Origin of the sequence: Rhodococcus sp. NPDC056506, from assembly GCF_042794945.1 — a bacterium.
In the GTDB taxonomy this organism is placed as follows: Bacteria; Actinomycetota; Actinomycetes; order Mycobacteriales; family Mycobacteriaceae; genus Rhodococcus_F.
In genome coordinates this window covers 89070-105157 of record NZ_JBHTSW010000006.1, presented here as the reverse complement: position 1 = coordinate 105157, position 16088 = coordinate 89070, and the positions used below count along the sequence as shown (strand labels likewise).

The 16088-nt window shown below is 63.2% G+C and carries 14 protein-coding genes and 1 riboswitch; of the genes, 6 read left to right on the top strand and 8 right to left on the bottom strand.

What is annotated here, in order from left to right:
* The first annotated feature begins 26 nt into the window (after positions 1–26).
* Positions 27–120: riboswitch (TPP riboswitch) on the top strand.
* Both ACFQ6H_RS08205 and ACFQ6H_RS08200 read left to right on the top strand, forming a co-directional pair.
* Complete coding sequence (locus ACFQ6H_RS08205) at positions 111–902, top strand: 3-oxoacyl-ACP reductase (RefSeq protein ID WP_378447905.1); 792 nt, start codon at positions 111–113, stop codon at positions 900–902. It overlaps the preceding riboswitch by 10 nt.
* The gene (locus ACFQ6H_RS08200; protein WP_378645282.1) at positions 902–2182 is read left to right on the top strand and encodes an LLM class flavin-dependent oxidoreductase; all 1281 of its coding nucleotides are present in this window, start codon (positions 902–904) and stop codon (positions 2180–2182) included. The genes ACFQ6H_RS08205 and ACFQ6H_RS08200 overlap by 1 nt, the downstream gene beginning before the upstream one ends.
* Here ACFQ6H_RS08200 and dinB read toward each other — a convergent pair.
* Positions 2179–3462, bottom strand: a complete 1284-nt coding sequence (gene dinB / locus ACFQ6H_RS08195) for a DNA polymerase IV (protein WP_378645279.1) — start codon at positions 3460–3462, stop codon at positions 2179–2181. The two genes, ACFQ6H_RS08200 and dinB, sit on opposite strands and share 4 nt — an antisense overlap.
* 121 nt (positions 3463–3583) lie before the next feature.
* Between dinB and ACFQ6H_RS08190 the strand changes: the two genes are divergently transcribed.
* On the top strand, positions 3584–4045 hold the full coding sequence (locus tag ACFQ6H_RS08190; protein ID WP_378645277.1) for a MarR family winged helix-turn-helix transcriptional regulator: 462 nt from the start codon (positions 3584–3586) through the stop codon (positions 4043–4045).
* A complete protein-coding gene (locus ACFQ6H_RS08185; RefSeq protein WP_378645274.1) occupies positions 4042–5022 on the top strand; it encodes a zinc-binding alcohol dehydrogenase family protein in 981 nt (326 codons plus the stop codon). The genes ACFQ6H_RS08190 and ACFQ6H_RS08185 overlap by 4 nt, the downstream gene beginning before the upstream one ends.
* A gap of 9 nt (positions 5023–5031) precedes the next feature.
* On the opposite strand, the gene ACFQ6H_RS08180 is transcribed toward ACFQ6H_RS08185, so the two are convergent.
* From ACFQ6H_RS08180 to kdpF, 6 genes are read right to left on the bottom strand one after another with little or no spacing between them, the layout of a single operon-like run.
* Positions 5032–5712: a response regulator gene (locus ACFQ6H_RS08180; RefSeq protein WP_378645271.1), complete on the bottom strand. Its 681-nt coding sequence runs from the start codon at positions 5710–5712 to the stop codon at positions 5032–5034.
* Positions 5709–8249, bottom strand: coding sequence for a DUF4118 domain-containing protein (locus ACFQ6H_RS08175; RefSeq protein ID WP_378645268.1), 2541 nt, complete (start codon positions 8247–8249; stop codon positions 5709–5711). Before ACFQ6H_RS08175 ends, ACFQ6H_RS08180 begins: the two co-directional genes overlap by 4 nt.
* A gap of 7 nt (positions 8250–8256) precedes the next feature.
* On the bottom strand, positions 8257–8907 hold the full coding sequence (locus ACFQ6H_RS08170) for a potassium-transporting ATPase subunit C (RefSeq protein WP_378645266.1): 651 nt from the start codon (positions 8905–8907) through the stop codon (positions 8257–8259).
* A gap of 6 nt (positions 8908–8913) precedes the next feature.
* Positions 8914–11019, bottom strand: coding sequence for a potassium-transporting ATPase subunit KdpB (gene kdpB / locus ACFQ6H_RS08165; protein WP_378645263.1), 2106 nt, complete (start codon positions 11017–11019; stop codon positions 8914–8916).
* Positions 11016–12701 (bottom strand): potassium-transporting ATPase subunit KdpA, encoded by a 1686-nt coding sequence (gene kdpA / locus ACFQ6H_RS08160; protein WP_283304186.1) that lies wholly within the window; start codon positions 12699–12701, stop codon positions 11016–11018. The genes kdpB and kdpA overlap by 4 nt, the downstream gene beginning before the upstream one ends.
* A complete protein-coding gene (gene kdpF / locus ACFQ6H_RS08155; protein WP_007731078.1) occupies positions 12701–12799 on the bottom strand; it encodes a K(+)-transporting ATPase subunit F in 99 nt (32 codons plus the stop codon). The genes kdpA and kdpF overlap by 1 nt, the downstream gene beginning before the upstream one ends.
* Positions 12800–13128: 329 nt before the next feature.
* Here kdpF and ACFQ6H_RS08150 point away from each other — a divergent pair, with 329 nt between their 5' ends.
* Both ACFQ6H_RS08150 and ACFQ6H_RS08145 read left to right on the top strand, forming a co-directional pair.
* Positions 13129–14547 (top strand): amidase, encoded by a 1419-nt coding sequence (locus tag ACFQ6H_RS08150; RefSeq protein WP_378645260.1) that lies wholly within the window; start codon positions 13129–13131, stop codon positions 14545–14547.
* Between the two features lie 4 nt (positions 14548–14551).
* Complete coding sequence (locus tag ACFQ6H_RS08145; protein ID WP_378645258.1) at positions 14552–15106, top strand: TetR/AcrR family transcriptional regulator; 555 nt, start codon at positions 14552–14554, stop codon at positions 15104–15106.
* A gap of 49 nt (positions 15107–15155) precedes the next feature.
* Here ACFQ6H_RS08145 and era read toward each other — a convergent pair whose 3' ends face one another.
* Positions 15156–16073, bottom strand: a complete 918-nt coding sequence (gene era / locus ACFQ6H_RS08140) for a GTPase Era (RefSeq protein WP_230813895.1) — start codon at positions 16071–16073, stop codon at positions 15156–15158.
* Positions 16074–16088 lie beyond the last annotated feature (15 nt).

Here is a 16088-nt window from a genome sequence, read left to right as displayed (position 1 = left end):
GTGGGTTCACCTCTCGTGGTCTGATGGACGGCGACACGGGGTGCCGAAAAAGTCGGCTGAGATCAGACCCGATGAACCTGACCAGTTAGCACTGGCGGAGGGATGTCGACATGACCGAACAGCAATTTCAGCGCGCTCTCGAACTCAGCGAACAGATCGTCCTGATCACCGGTGGCGCCCGCGGGCTCGGAGCCGCACTGAGCCGAGCATTCTCCCGCTCAGGCGCCCGGGTGATCGTGAACTACAACAAGAGCCGTGATGCCGCCGAGGCCCTGGTCGCCGAACTGGGCGAGGATCGCACCTTCGCAGTCCAGGCGGACGTGACGGACCGCAGCTCCGTCGATCAGTTGTTCGCCGCTGCACTCGAGCGATTCGACGCACCGATCTCGACCGTGGTCGACAATGCACTCGTCGACTTCTCGTTCAACGGTGACGCCCGGCCGAACGCGGACACGATCACCTGGGCCGACTTCGACTCCCAACTACGCGGAGCTGTCGCCGGGACACTCAACACCACCCAGGCAGCACTCCCCGGCATGCGAGAACTCGGGTTCGGCCGAATCATCACTGTCGGAACCAATCTGGTCCAGAATCCGGTAGTTCCGTACCACGACTACACCGCCGCCAAAGCCGCACTGTTGGCACTGACGAGGACATTGTCCGCGGACCTCGGTCCGGACGGGATCACCGTCAACATGGTCTCCGGCGGCTTGCTCCGCACCACGGACGCGAGTGCCGCGACGCCGGAAGCAGTATTCGACATGATCGCGGCAAGTACTCCCCTGCGCCGGGTCACGACACCGGACGAATTCGCCGACGCCGCACTGTTCTTCGCCTCGCCCTGGTCGCGGGCCGTGACCGGCCAGAACCTGGTTGTCGACGGCGGACTCGTCAAGAACTGATGGGAACACAGCTACGGATAGGTGCGTTTCTTCTCGGGTGCGGACATCACAGTGCAGCGTGGCGTCACCGCGACTCACCGGTCGAAAGGCTCGGCGACATCACGTATTACGAGTCGCTCGCCCAGATCGCCGAACGCGGCAAGCTGGACGCCGTCTTCTTCGCTGACGGTCACAGTGTTCGCGAACCCGAGTCGGGTGCGTCGTGGTTTCTCGAGCCGATCACCGCATTGACTGCCATGGCGCGAGCGACAACGAACATCGGTCTGGTCACCACCATTTCCACGACTTTCTACACGCCGTTTCACGCGGCGCGACTGTTGGCATCACTCGACCACATCAGCGGCGGCCGGGCCGGCTGGAACGTCGTGACCTCGATGTTCGACCAGGAAGCGCGCAACCACGGACTGGAGGCGATGCCGGACCACGCGTCCAGATATGAACGAGCCGACGAATTTGTCGAAGTAGCCCTCGCACTGTGGGATTCATGGTCGGAAGACTCCCTGATCCTCGACCGCGGCGGGCGTTTCGCCGACGCCGGCAAGATTTCTCGAATCAATCACGACGGCAAGCATTTTCGGGTGGACGGCCCGTTGACGGTTCCGCGATCCCCGCAGGGTAGGCCGGTGTTGTTCCAGGCCGGGGCGTCCGAGCAGGGTCGCGATCTGGCGGCGCGGCGCGCCGAAGCAATCTATTCGGTTGCCTACGACCTCCCCAGCGCGCAGAAGTACTACGCGGACGTGAAATCGAGAATCGAACGCGCCGGCAGGGATTCCGCCGCTGTAGCGGTCATGCCGGGCCTGGTCACCTACGTCGGCAGCACGGTCGCCGAAGCGCGGGCGAAGAAGGCCGAATTGGACCGCCTTCTGCCCACTGAACAGTCGATACGCCAACTGTCATTGTTCACCGGACAGAACTGCGAAGACTGGGATCTCGACGGTCCCGTCCCCCCACTACCTCCGCTCGAGGCATTCACCGGGCCGCAGGGACGCTACGCAACGATTCTGCGGATCGTCGAGAAGGATTCACCGACAGTGCGTGAGCTCCTGGGAACACTGGCTGCCGGTGGTGGACACGCAACAATGATCGGAACACCCGAATCCATCGCCGACGAAATGGAAGCCTGGTTGCACGGCCGCGGCGCCGACGGCTTCAATCTGATGCCACCGACCTATCCCCACGGTCTGGAAGATTTTGTCGATCACGTGATTCCGGCATTGCAGGCTCGTGGGTTGTTCCGTCGCGAGTACGACGGAGCAACTCTGCGAGAAAATCTCACCTAGTCCGGAAGCAACGGCACCGACAGATCCGGGTCGCGCCCCAGAAGGACTCCCCTCGTGAGGGCCGCGGAGCCGAACTTCTTCCGGACACTGTCCATTGCCGAGTCGAGGGCGGCAGTGTCCGGACCCGCGAATCCTGGACCGTCAAAGGGCAATTCGAGTTGTTCGGCGCCGTCCCGATCCAGGTTGGAGACTGCGACACCGATCAACGTGATGCCCTTGTCCGCGATCAGCGGTATCGCTTCGTCCAGCAGCACCATCGAGGCGTTCAGCAGTTCCGCTGTGTCGGCCGTGGACCGGCGCAGCGTGTGAGATCGAGTAGCCCGCGTGAAATCGGCGAAGCGGAGTCGGAGCGTGACCGTGCGCCCCGTCCGCTGCGCCGAGCGCATGCGTCGACTGACACGGTCGACCAGGGACATCAACGACGCATCGAGTTCTGTGCGGGGATGGGATCCGCGACCGAGCGCATGCTGCGCGCCCATCGAACTGCGACCGCGATAGGCCCGGACCGGGCGCGGATCTCGGTTGTGCGAGAGCGCGTAGAGATGCCGGCCGGCGCCGCCCCCGAGAATCGACACTATCGAGGATTCGTCGTGCCGAGCAATGTCGCCCACCGTCACGATGTCGAAGTTTCGCAGCTTCTGGGCGGTGATCTTGCCGACGCCCCACAGCTTCTCGACGGGCAACGGATGCAGGAATTCGGTTTCGCCCTCTGGTGGCACCCGCAGCAATCCGTCGGGTTTCGCGAACGCGCTCGCGACCTTGGCCAGGAACTTGGTGCGCGCGATGCCGACCGTGATCGGTAGTCCGACCTGCTCGGCGACGTCACGCCTGAGGTTCGCACCGATCTGCAATGGCGTGCCGACGATCCGGGCCAATCCCCCGACCTCGAGGAACGCTTCGTCGATCGAAATTCCCTCGACCAGCGGCGACGTGTCATGAAAGACGTCGAACACGTCTTTGCTCGCTTGCGAGTACGCGGACATTCGTGGAGGAACGACTATCGCCTGGGGACACAGGGAACGGGCCTGACCACCGCTCATCGCAGTTCGAACCCCGAAGGCCTTGGCCTCGTAGCTTGCCGCCAGGACCACTCCACCGCCGACGATGACAGGCCTACCTGCCAGAGTCGGGTCGTCGCGTTGCTCGACTGATGCGTAGAACGAATCGAGGTCCGCGTGCAGGATCGTTGCATCTACCGGAGGCCGACTGCCGTCAGAACGAGTAGCGCCAGGGTGATCACCTGGCGTTTCTTGCTCGAACGGTTCGTGCGACACGAACATATGTTCCCATGCCCTACCGACAAAGCGGAAGCCCGCAAATAGATTCCATGGAATTTATAGTGAATCAGGCGTACGGTGAAAAAATGATTCCACGGAATGCATATCGATTCGGCGTCTGGTTATGACGAGGTCGGACCTGAGCAGCCACTTCGACAACCTCGTCCGCTTCGAAACCGAATTGTGGACGGCCATCGACCAGAAACTCCGAACCGAGCACGACCTGCCGCTGAGCCGATTCGAGCCGATGCAGATCATCGGCAGACTCGGTTCCTGCCGGGTCTTCGACATCGCCGAAGCACTCGCGATCACCGTCGGCGGCACCAGCAAGTTGGTGGATCGGATCGAGTCCTCGGGCCACTGCCGTCGACAATCCAATCCCGCCGACAAACGATCCTCACTCATCGAGTTGACCCCCGAGGGCAATGCACTGTTGGGGCGGGCGAAGGCCACGTTCGACGACGAACTGGAACGCCGTCTCGGTTCCGCCCTGACACCCGAGGCTCTCGACCGGTTCGGCGCCACACTGGCCACGCTCCGCGAGGTCAACCGTCGACTGACACCCGCCACGAAGGAGAAATCATGACTGCCACAATGCGGGCAATCGTGCTCGACGCCCCCGGTCCGCCAGAAGCATTGACGATCAAGGAGATTCCGATACCGGTGCCGGTCACCGGGTGGGTGCTGATCCGGGTGAAGGCCTTCGGTCTCAATCGATCCGAACTCCACACCCGACTCGGCCTCGCCGACGGCGTGACATTCCCGCGGGTGCCTGGCATCGAGGCCGTCGGTGAAGTGGTGAACTGCCCCGGCGGGGAGTTGGCCGAAGGACAGCAGGTCGCCGCCATGATGGGCGGGATGGGGAGGACGTTCGACGGCGGATACGCCGAGTACACGCGCGTTCCCCTCAGTCAGGTCGTTCCCTTCTCGAGCGAACTGGACTGGTCGACAGTGGGAGCTGTTCCCGAGATGCTGCAGACGTCCTACGGCTCGCTAACGGTAGGACTGGACGCGAAATCCGGTCAATCCCTGTTGATCCGGGGAGGAACCTCCTCAGTCGGCATGGCAACCGCAGTCCTGGCGAAGCAGTGGGGACTCACTGTCCTTGCGACGACCCGAGATGCGAGCAAAGCATCGTCGTTGACCGCGATCGGGGTTGACCACGTTATCGTCGACCACGGTGCTGTAGCCGGCCAGGTTCGAGACATCCTTCCGGGCGGTGTTGATCTGGCCCTCGAATTGGTCGGAACACCAACACTTCCCGACACGTTGCGCGCGACCCGCGTTCACGGCACCGTGTGTTTCACGGGCATGCTGTCCAACGAGTGGACAGTCAAAGACTTTTATCCGATCGACTACATTCCACGCGGAGTGCGATTGACCTCGTACGGTGGGGACGCGTCCGACCTGACTGCAGACGTACTGCAAGACTTCCTCTCCGCTGTGGCGTCAGGCGAGGCGGTGGTACCGATCGACGAGGTGTTCGCGTTCGAGGACATCGCGCGAGCACATGCCAAGATGGAAGCCGGTACGGCACGTGGCAAATTAGTAGTTGTGCTCTGACCTGGCTTCTCACACCACGAATCGATAACCCATCCCCGCCTCGGTGATCAGATGTTTGGGGTTGGCCGGGTCGTCTTCGAGTTTGCGACGAAGCTGAGCAAGGTAGACACGCAGATAGTGGGTTTCGGTGTCATACGCCGGTCCCCACACCTCCCGAAGCAATTCCTTCTGCCCGACCAGCTTTCCGCGGTTGCGCACAAGCATCTCGAGCATGCCCCACTCGGTCGGTGTCAAGTGCACCTGTTCGCCGCCCCGACTCACCGTTTTGGCAGCCAAGTCCACCGTGAAGGACGCTGTCTCGACCGACGGTTCCGAAGTGTCCGCCGCGGAGGTTCCCCGTCTCGCCGCTGCGCGCACGCGGGCCAGAAACTCGTCCATCCCGAAGGGTTTGGTGACGTAGTCGTCAGCACCGGCGTCGAGCGCCTCCACCTTGTCCGCGGAGTCGGTGCGCGCCGAGAGCACGATGACCGGCGCCGTGCACCAGCCGCGCAGGCCGGCAAGCACTTCGGTGCCGTCCATGTCCGGCAGTCCGAGATCGAGAACCACGACGTCCGGTGGACGCTCGGCAGCAGCCCGCAGTGCGCCCGCGCCGGTCGACGCCGTCACCACCTCGTACCCGCGCACCGACAGATTGATACGCAGGGCCCGCAGAATCTGCGGTTCGTCGTCCACTACCAGGATTCGACTCATAATCCATTTCCATTCGTACCGGCCGCAGCAAATTCCACGATCATCGTCAATCCCCCACCGGGTGTGTCTGTGGCGCTGACCGTTCCGCCCATTGCGTCGACGAATCCGCGCACCACGGAAAGCCCGAGCCCCACTCCGCCGGTGTTGTCACGATCTCCCATCCGTTGGAACGGTTGGAACATCGTTTCGGCCTCACCACGCGGAACACCCGGGCCGGTGTCGGCAACACTGATCACCACACGATCACCGAGTTGCGCTGCCCCGACTCGCACCGGGGTTTCTCCCCCGTAGCGCAGAGCGTTGTCGACGATGTTCGCGATCACCCGCTCGAGCAGCCCTTGATCTGCTTGCACTGCAACGGTACCCACGTCGACGACTACGCTTCGAGCCCGCGAATCGGAGCGTCCACCGATGCCCAGACCCAGCAATGCACGGTGAACCACCTCGTCCAGATACACCGGCCGGAGCGTGGGTTTCACCACCCCGGCGGCAAGACGGGACGAGTCGAGCAAGTTCCCGACCAGTGCCGTCAACTGATCCGCCGACTCCTCAATGGTTGCCAACAATTCAGCGGTGTCTTCGGGCGAGAACTCGATGTCGTCGCTGCGCAGACTCGACACCGCCGCCTTCACTCCGGCGAGAGGCGTTCGCAGGTCATGGCTTACCGCTGACAGCAGGGCTCGCCGCAGTTGATCAGCCTCGGTGAGCGCGGCAGCCTTGCTCGCCTCGACTGTCAGTTTCTCCTGGCGGATCATCCCAACTGCTTGGTGAGCCACCACCGTCAGCACTCGTCGATCCCGCGCACTCAGGTCGGGCCCAGCCAACAACAGCGCGTATTCCCCGTCGTTGACCTCACAGACCGTATCCGCTTCGTCGTCCGTGGTCGGCGGCTGCGTACCCACGGCGGCGATGACTCCGTCGTCGTGATGAATGACGGAAACCCCTCGCTGGCGATAGATTTCGAGTGCCTTCGCCAGCAGTGTCGACAGATCCGCTCCGCGGAGAACTGATCCCGCGAACAGTGTGAGCAGTTCGGCTTCCTCGGATGCGCGCTTCGCCTCGCGGGCGCGTTTTGCTGCGGCGTCGACCAGAACTGCAACTGCCACAGCCACGATCAACAGCACGACGGTGGTGATGAAGTTGTCCGGCTCGGCAATAGTGAAGCTGTACCGAGGATCGGTGAAGAAGTAATTGAGCAGCAGACCCGAAATCAGTGCCGACAATATCGCCGGGCCGACGCCGCCGAGGAGCGCAACCAGCACGACTACGACGAAGAACAATGCGTTCTCGCCGTTGACCCCGGAGATTCGGTCGACGAGCCCCATGATCGCGGCCGCGAGCGAAGGCACGACGATCGCCGCAATCCACGACAGGACACGACGCTCCGAGCGCCCCAACACCGAAATGCGTCGTCGCGTCGTCGCTTCCTCGTGCGTGACCATGTGAACGTCGATACCACCGGACTGCTGAACCACCGCAGCGCCGATCCCCTCGTCGAGAATGCGAGCCAGGCGGGAACGCCGCGACGTTCCCAGCACCAACTGTGTGGCGTTCTCCTCACGCGCGAACTCGAGGAGCGTCGACGGTACGTCGTCACCGACAACGGTGTGAAGCGTGGCGCCGACTCCGACAGCCAACGCGCGCACCTTGCCCATCTCGGGGGCCGAGACTCCGGTGAGTCCGTCACCGCGTACGACGTGGACCACCATCAGCTCGGCGCTCGACTTCGACGCGATTCGAGATGCGCGTCGTACCAGGGTTTCCGACTCCGGTCCCCCGGTCACGGCAACGACGACACGCTCGCGCGCTTCCCAGGTATCGGTGATCTTGTTCTCGGCCCGGTATTTCGCCAGTGCGGCGTCCACCTGATCGGCCACCCACAGCAGAGCCAGTTCGCGTAGCGCCGTGAGGTTTCCGCGTCTGAAGTAATTGCCCAGGGCCGCATCGACACGTTCCGGTGAATACACATTTCCGTGAGAAAGTCTGCGACGCAGCGCTTCCGGGGTGATGTCCACCAACTCGACCTGCGCCGCACTCCGTACTATCGCATCCGGAACCGTCTCCTGCTGCACAACGCCGGTGATGTGTGCGACAACGTCGTTGAGGCTTTCGAGGTGCTGGACGTTGACCGTGGACAGGACGTCGATCCCGGCTTCGAGCAGTTCCTGTACGTCCTGCCAGCGCTTGTGATTCTTGCTTCCCGGGGTGTTGGTGTGCGCCAACTCGTCCACCAGGACCAGGGCTGGACGCCGAGCCAACACGGCCTCGACGTCCAGTTCCGGCATCCGAGTTCCGCGATAGTCCACCAGCTTGGGCGGCACGATCTCGAGGTCCCCGATCTGCGCCGCAGTGCGGGCGCGGCCGTGTGTCTCCACGACGGCCGCGACCACGTCACAGCCCCGATCTCGACGCCGATGAGCTTCACCGAGCATCGCGAAGGTCTTTCCGACGCCGGGAGCAGCGCCGAGGTAGATACGCAATTCACCACGTTTGCGTGCCCTACCGAAAGATTGACCGACCTTCTCCGAAGAACTCACGTGACAATCATCCACCAGTCGTCGGCGTAGCACACGTAGGTGCCGTCAATCCGAGTGCCAGATTCAATTCGAGGACGTTGACTCGCTCGACCCCGAGAAATCCGAGTTGTCTGCCGTCGGTGTGCTCGGCCACCAGATCCCGCACCTTCTCTTCCGAGATGCCGTTGTTCGCCGCCACTCTTTCGACCTGTAATTCGGCGTACGCCGGACTGATGTGGGGATCGATACCCGATCCCGAACCGGTGACCGCGTCGACGGGAACCGATGCCGGGTCGACGCCCTCGCGTGCCGCGATGGCTGCCCGACGTTCGATGACGAATCCGGCCAGAATCTCGCTGCTCGGCCCCTGATTGGACGGCAATGCCGCAGCGGGATCACCGGTGGCAAACGGATCCTCGTCCGATACCGATCCGACAACACGGTTGTGGAAGAACGGGTCCTGTTGCCCTTCGGCAACCTGCGGATCTACACCCACCCAGGCGCTGCCGACCACGCAACCGGCGGCATCGGTGACCGGTGAGCCTTCGGCAGATCCGGAGCTGATCCGACTGACACCCCAGACCGCGGCGGGGTAGATCACACCGAGAACGACGGTGAGCGCGAGCAATACGAGAAGGCCCGCCCACACCTGTTTGGCAAAACCGATAGTGAAACGCATGTCAGGTCACCCAATTCCAGGAATAAAACGTACGACGAGATCGATCAGCCAGATACCGACGAACGGTGTGATCACGCCGCCGAGCCCGTAGACGAGCAGGTTGCGTCCGAGCAACTGCGACGCCGTCGACGGTCGGTATCGAACACCTTTGAGTGCCAACGGAATCAACCCGATGATTACCAGGGCGTTGAAAATCACGGCCGAGACGATCGCCGATTCGGGGGTGGCGAGCCGCATGATGTTCAACGCGTCCAGTTGCGGGTAGATGCCGCTGAACAAGGCAGGCAGGATTGCGAAATACTTCGCGAGATCGTTCGCCAACGAGAAGGTGGTCAACGCGCCGCGGGTGATCAGCAGTTGCTTGCCGATCTCGACTACCTCGATCAGCTTGGTGGGGTCGGAATCGAGATCGACCATGTTTCCGGCCTCTTTGGCTGCCGAGGTTCCCGTGTTCATCGCGACGCCGACGTCCGCCTGGGCAAGGGCGGGAGCGTCATTGGTCCCGTCACCGGTCATCGCGACGAGGCGCCCGCCTTCCTGTTCCTTCCGGATCAGGGCCAGTTTGTCTTCCGGCGTGGCCTCCGCCATGAAGTCGTCGACGCCGGCCTGGTCGGCAATCGCCTTTGCGGTCAACGGATTGTCGCCGGTGATCATGATCGTGCGAATACCCATTGCCCGGAGTTCGCCGAACCTGTCGGCCATTCCCGGCTTGACGACATCCGACAATGCGATGACGCCGAGTATCGAGGTGCTTTCGCTGTGCTTGACGGCTACAACCAAAGGTGTACCGCCGGCTTGGGCGATGTCGTTCACGGTGTCGGTCACCGCGGTCTCTGCGTGTCCACCGCCGCTGACGACCCAGTTCATCACCGCATCTGCTGCGCCTTTTCGGATTTGGCGTCCGGAGTGGTCGAGTCCGCTCATCCGTGTTTGTGCCGTGAACGGAACGAACTCTGCGCGTTCCTCGTCCAGCGTCGGCTCGGCAGCGAGACCGAACTCCGCTGCGCACAACTCGACGATGCTCCGTCCCTCGGGAGTTCCGTCGGCCAGGCTCGACAAGCGTGCCGCCGCAGCCAGATCGTCGGCGGATACACCTGGCGCCGGATGGAGCGCGGTGGCCCGGCGGTTACCGAAGGTGATGGTTCCGGTCTTGTCCATCAACAGGGTGTCGATGTCGCCCGCAGCTTCCACCGCGCGCCCCGACATCGCGAGAACGTTGCGCTGGACGAGGCGGTCCATCCCTGCGATACCGATCGCCGAGAGCAGCGCGCCGATGGTCGTCGGGATCAGGCAGACGAGAAGTGCGATCAGCTTGATCGGATCCTGTTCGTGCCCTGCGTACAAGCCCATCGGGCCGATGGCTACGACGGCGAGGAGGAAGATGACAGTCAACGACGCAAGCAGGATGTTGAGCGCAATCTCGTTGGGTGTCTTCTGTCGCGAGGCACCCTCGACGAGCGCGATCATCCGGTCCACGAACGAACTACCCGGTGCCGCGGTGATTTCCACGACGATGCGATCGGAGAGAACCGTCGTACCACCGGTGACAGCGCAGCGGTCGCCACCGGATTCACGGACTACCGGCGCGGATTCACCGGTGATCGCCGATTCGTCTACGGACGCAATACCTTCGACCACGTCGCCGTCGCCGGGGATGACCTCACCGGCAACCACTATCACCCGATCGCCGACCACCAGTTCGGTGCCCGACACCGATTCGATCGCACCGCTCATCGTGATCCGATGTGCTGTGGTGTCCTGCTTCACCTTTCGCAGGCTCGCCGCCTGCGCCTTGCCTCGCCCTTCGGCCACGGATTCGGCGAGGTTCGCGAAGATCACCGTGAACCAGAGCCACAGGGTGATCACCCAGGAGAACACCGAGGGATCGGCGATCGCCATGACGGTGGTGATGACGGAACCGACGAACACCACGAACATGACCGGGTTGCGGGCGAGGTGGCGTGGGTCGAGTTTGCGCACGGCCCCCGGCAACGCGGTGATCATCTGCCGCGGGTTGAAAACACCTGCGTGTACTTGACGGGACTGCCCTGGATCAACCTTGTCGGCAGCGTCTTGCGCCACCACGGGTTTCTCACTGATACGCACGGTCATTGAAGAGCCTCCGCTAGCGGGCCCAGCGCGAGGGCCGGGAAGAATGTAAGTGCAGCAACAAGAACGACGGTGCCGGTCAACAAACCGGTGAACATCGGTCCGGATGTCGGGAGGGTGCCGGCCGTCGGCGCCACCTTCTTCTGCGAGGCCAGCGCACCGGCCAAAGCGAGAACGAAGATGATCGGCAGGAACCGGCCCAGAAGCATGCAGATTCCGAGAGACGATTGGAACCAGTCGCTGGTGACCGTCAGACCGCCGAACGCGCTGCCGTTGTTGTTCGAGGCGGAAGCGAAGGCGTAAAGCACCTCGCTGAACCCGTGAATCGATCCCGGCGTGCCCGGATCTCCCCCATTGCCTTGATAACCGGTGGTCGAACCGAGGATCACGGTGATGGCGGTACCGATCAAGACCAGCGCGGGCATGACCAGGATCGACAGCGCCGCAAGGGTGATCTCGCGTCGACCCAACTTCTTGCCGAGGTATTCGGGGGTGCGACCGACCAACAATCCGCCGACGAACACTGCGATCAGTGCCAGCACAAGAATCCCGTAGAGGCCGGTTCCTACTCCGCCCGGGGCGATTTCGCCGAGCAACATGTTGAGCAGGACCGCTCCGCCGCCGAGGGGCGACATGCTGTCGTGGGCCGAGTTCACCGCACCCGTCGACGTTCCCGTTGTCGCCACCGCGAACAATGCCGATCCGGGGATTCCGAAGCGAACTTCCTTGCCTTCCATCATCGAACCGGCCGCAGTGGCAGCGACACCGCGGGCACCGGATTCGGCCGCCAGCGTCACCGCGAGCAGTCCGCTCCACAGGATTCCCATCACTGCCAGCAGGGTGAGGCCTTGCCGTCGGTCACCGACCAGGGTTCCGAATGTCCGGGTGAGGCAAACCGGGATCAGCAGTATCGCCAGGATCTCGACGATATTGCTCACCGGGGTGGGATTCTCGAACGGGTGCGCCGAGTTGGCAGCCAAGATCCCGCCACCGTTGGTGCCGAGTTCCTTGATCGCTTCCTGGGACGCGACGGGAGCAAGTGCATTGGTCACCGCATTGCCGTCGAGGCCGGTGGAGGCGAAACCGCTGTGGAAGGACTGGATCACTCCCTGGCTCAACAGGATCAGGGCGATCACGAAGGAGAAGGGCAGGAGGATGCGTAGAGAACCACGCGTCAGATCGACCCAGAAGTTGCCGATCTCACCGCCCCTGGCCACACGGATGAAGCCACGCACCAACGCGATTGCCACTGCCATGCCCACTGCAGCCGAGACGAAGTTCTGCACCGCCAGACCGACGGGCTGAACGAAGTTGCTCATCGTGGTTTCCGGCGTGTACGACTGCCAGTTCGTGTTCGCCACAAAGGAAATCGCGGTGTTGAAGGCAACGGCGGGGCTGACGCCTGACAGTCCGTCGTTCAGCGGCAGTACACCCTGGATCCGTTGGAGGAAGTACAAGAACAAGGCGCTCGCCAGCGAGAATCCGAGAACGCTCGCGGCGTAGCCGTACCATGTCTGCTCGGCGCGAGAGTCGATCCGGCCGACGCGGTAGATCACACTCTCGACGCGCAGATCTCGCGTCGACGAGTAGACACGCGCCATGTAGTCGCCCACCGGAACGTAGGCGATGGCAAGAACGACGAGGACAAAAGCGATCTGCAGGCCGGCTGCAAGAGCGGGCGACATCAGAACCTCTCAGGATCTACGAGTGCAACAAGCAGATAGATGACCAATGCCGCGGCGACGGCGATCAGAACCACGCTGACCACGCCGGCAACCGTCATTTGGGAGCGCTCGCCTGTAGGGCGCGCAGCACGAGCGCGCACACGAGAAAACCGCCGAGAATCAGAGCAACGTAGGCCAGATCGGCCATGAGCTTCCCTCTTCGAAATCTTTTGCCGTGCTGCTGTGCATCGCAGCCATGACGCTCGGTCGCCTCGACCGGGTGCGCTCTCTCAGCTTCGACCTCGGTTAGGACGGATTCCGCGTCTCTGACGATCCACTTACGCACCGACCTGGCGTCTTGACGCGATCTTGACGCGGAACCGAACGTGCCTAATACTGAAACAAGTTACTGTTCGTTCGAACGAACAGTTTGTGCGAAGGGAAACCGATGACTTCTCGAACCGACCACGATCTCGCCCCCGGTCTCGTCGACCAGGTTGCGAGTCTGGCTTCGGGCGTCACCTCGTCCGTCGCGGCGACCGAGGCAGCGCTGGCCCGGATCGACGCAACTCAGCCTCATCTCAATGGGTTCAAGATCGTGCGGCGAGAGAAGGCTCTCGAGGAAGCTGCCGAGGCCGACAGACGTCTCGCGCTCGGTGAGCGCCTACCGCTACTCGGTGTGCCGATCGCAGTGAAGGACGATGTCGACATCACCGGCGAACCCACCGCCTTCGGTTGCCCTGGCGATTTCCCGGCCAAGACCGAAGACTCGGAGATGATTCGACGCCTCCGAGACGCCGGCGCAGTGATCGTAGGCAAGACCAACAGCCCTGAACTGGGCCAGTGGCCGCTCACGAGCGGCTCCGCCTTCGGTTACACACGCAATCCGTGGTCGCGTCACCACACCCCTGGAGGATCGTCGGGCGGCACCGCCGCGGCCGTCGCGGCCGGATTGGTCAGCGCCGGAATCGGTTCCGACGGTGCCGGTTCCATCCGGATACCCGCGGCCTGGACCAACCTCGTCGGAATCAAGCCGCAGCGCGGGCGCATCTCCACCTGGCCCGACGCCGAAGCTTTCTACGGCCTCACGGTCAACGGCCCGCTCGCCCGCACCGTCGCCGACGCCGCACTGCTACTCGACGTCGCTGCGGGCAACCACGATGGCGATCTCCACAAGCCGACACCGGTGACGGTCAGCGACGCGGTAGGGCGCGACCCCGGAAAGCTGAAAATCGCTCTTTCCCTCCGCAATCCGTTTACCGCCACTCCAGTGAAGCTGGATCCAGAAGTGCGCCTGGCGGTGCATTCGATCGCCGATACGCTGCGGGAACTCGGACATCACGTCGTCGTCGACGATCCGGCATACGGCCTGATCTTCGGCCTGAACTTTCTGCCCCGCTCCCTCGTCGGGGTTCACGACTGGCTCGGACGCGTTCCCGATCCGACACTGGTCGATGCCCGAACACGCGGAAATGCCCAGAACGGCAAGCTACTTCGCGGCGCACCTCTGCGCGCAGCCCGTGCAGCCGAGCCTCGGATGCGAAAGCGGATCGGAGCGATCTTCGACACCTACGACGTCGTCCTGGCGCCAACGACGGCAACTCCACCGATCATGGCGACCGCCATCGACGGCATCGGCGGTTGGGACACCGACAAGGTCATGACCGGCGCCTGCCCGTACGCGTGGCCGTGGAACGTCCTCGGCTGGCCCTCGGTCAACGTGCCGGCCGGATTCAGCAAGGCCGGCCTACCCATCGGTGCGCAGTTGATGGGCAGCGAGAACACCGAACCGCTGTTGGTCTCGCTCGCTTCACAATTGGAATCGGTCCTGCGTTGGGATCAGGTCCGCCCCGAGCCGTGGTGGTGAATCGATGAGTAACCGCGACGTTCGCGAGCGAATACTCGATGCCGTTCTGCACGTCGTCGGTACCGACGGCATCCCCGGCGTGAGCAACCGGCGCATCGCAGCGCAGGCGGGCGTCTCACTCGGATCGATCACGTATCACTTCGCCAGCCAGTCGGACATGCTTCGGGCTGCGCTGTCTCGTTTCGTGACAGACGAGACGACGCGCCTGCGAGCCTTGGCCGAGGAGTACCGCGACAAAGGTCTGAGCATCGAGGACGCCGCGGCAATTGCCGAGAAGGTGACGCGAGACCTGTCGTTCTCCGCCGAACGGATCGCGCCGTTCGAGATGTACATCGCCGCCGGCCGAGACCACGAGCTACATCAGGTGGCGGTCGAATGCTTTGCCGCATACGACGATCTGACCGTCACGATCTTGACGGCACTCGGTACACCGGATCCGGAGTCGATTGCATCCACTCTCGTCGCCGTCATCACCGGCTTGCAACTCCGACGCCTGGCTACAGGCGTCGACGATCAAGACATCGGTGCGGCGATCCTCAGGGTCCTTCGGCCCCTGTGAGTGGTTAAGCAGTCCCTGGACTCCTTAACCACTCACGGGGCCGAAGGCCCTAGAAGCCCAGCCGGCCGAGCTGTTTCGGGTCGCGCTGCCAATCCTTGGCGACCTTGACGTGCAACTCCAGGAAGATCCGCACACCGAGCAGCTTTTCGATCTGCAGGCGCGCACTGGTACCGACTTCCCGCAGCCGCGCGCCGCCCTTACCGATGACGATGCCCTTCTGGCTGGGCCGCTCGACGTAGAGCAACGCATGGACGTCGAGCATCTCGCCCTGCTTCTCGGTGCGACCCTCACGCGGGATGACCTCCTCGATCACCACGGCCAAGGAGTGCGGCAATTCTTCACCGAGGCCCTCGAGCGCAGCCTCACGGATGAGTTCGGCCATGAGCACCTCTTCGGGCTCGTCCGTCAACTCCCCGTCCGGGTAGAAGGCCGGGCCCTCGTCCATCAGACCGGCAAGGACGTCGACCAGGATCTCGACCTGCTCGCCCGACTGCGCGGACACCGGGACAACCTCGGATTCGGGGCCGAGCAGGGTGGACAGCGCGAGCAACTGCTTGCCGACGGCGTCGCGGCTGACCTTGTCGATCTTGGTCACGATGCCGACCAGCTTGGTCTTGGGCGCCATCTGACGGACCTGCTGCACGATCCAGCGGTCGCCGGGCCCGATGGCCTCGTCAGCCGGGATGCACAGGCAGATGACGTCGACCTCGGAGTAGGTGTCACGAACCAGGTCGTTGAGACGCTGCCCGAGCAAGGTGCGGGGCTTGTGCAGTCCCGGGGTGTCCACCAGGATCAGCTGCGCATGCTCGCGGTGAACGATGCCGCGAATCGTGTGGCGCGTCGTCTGCGGGCGCGAGGACGTGATTGCGATCTTGCTGCCGACCAACGCGTTGGTCAGCGTGGACTTACCCGTATTGGGTCGACCCACGAAACACACGAAGCCTGACCGGAATTCGTTGTTGCTCATAACTGCTCCTCGCTG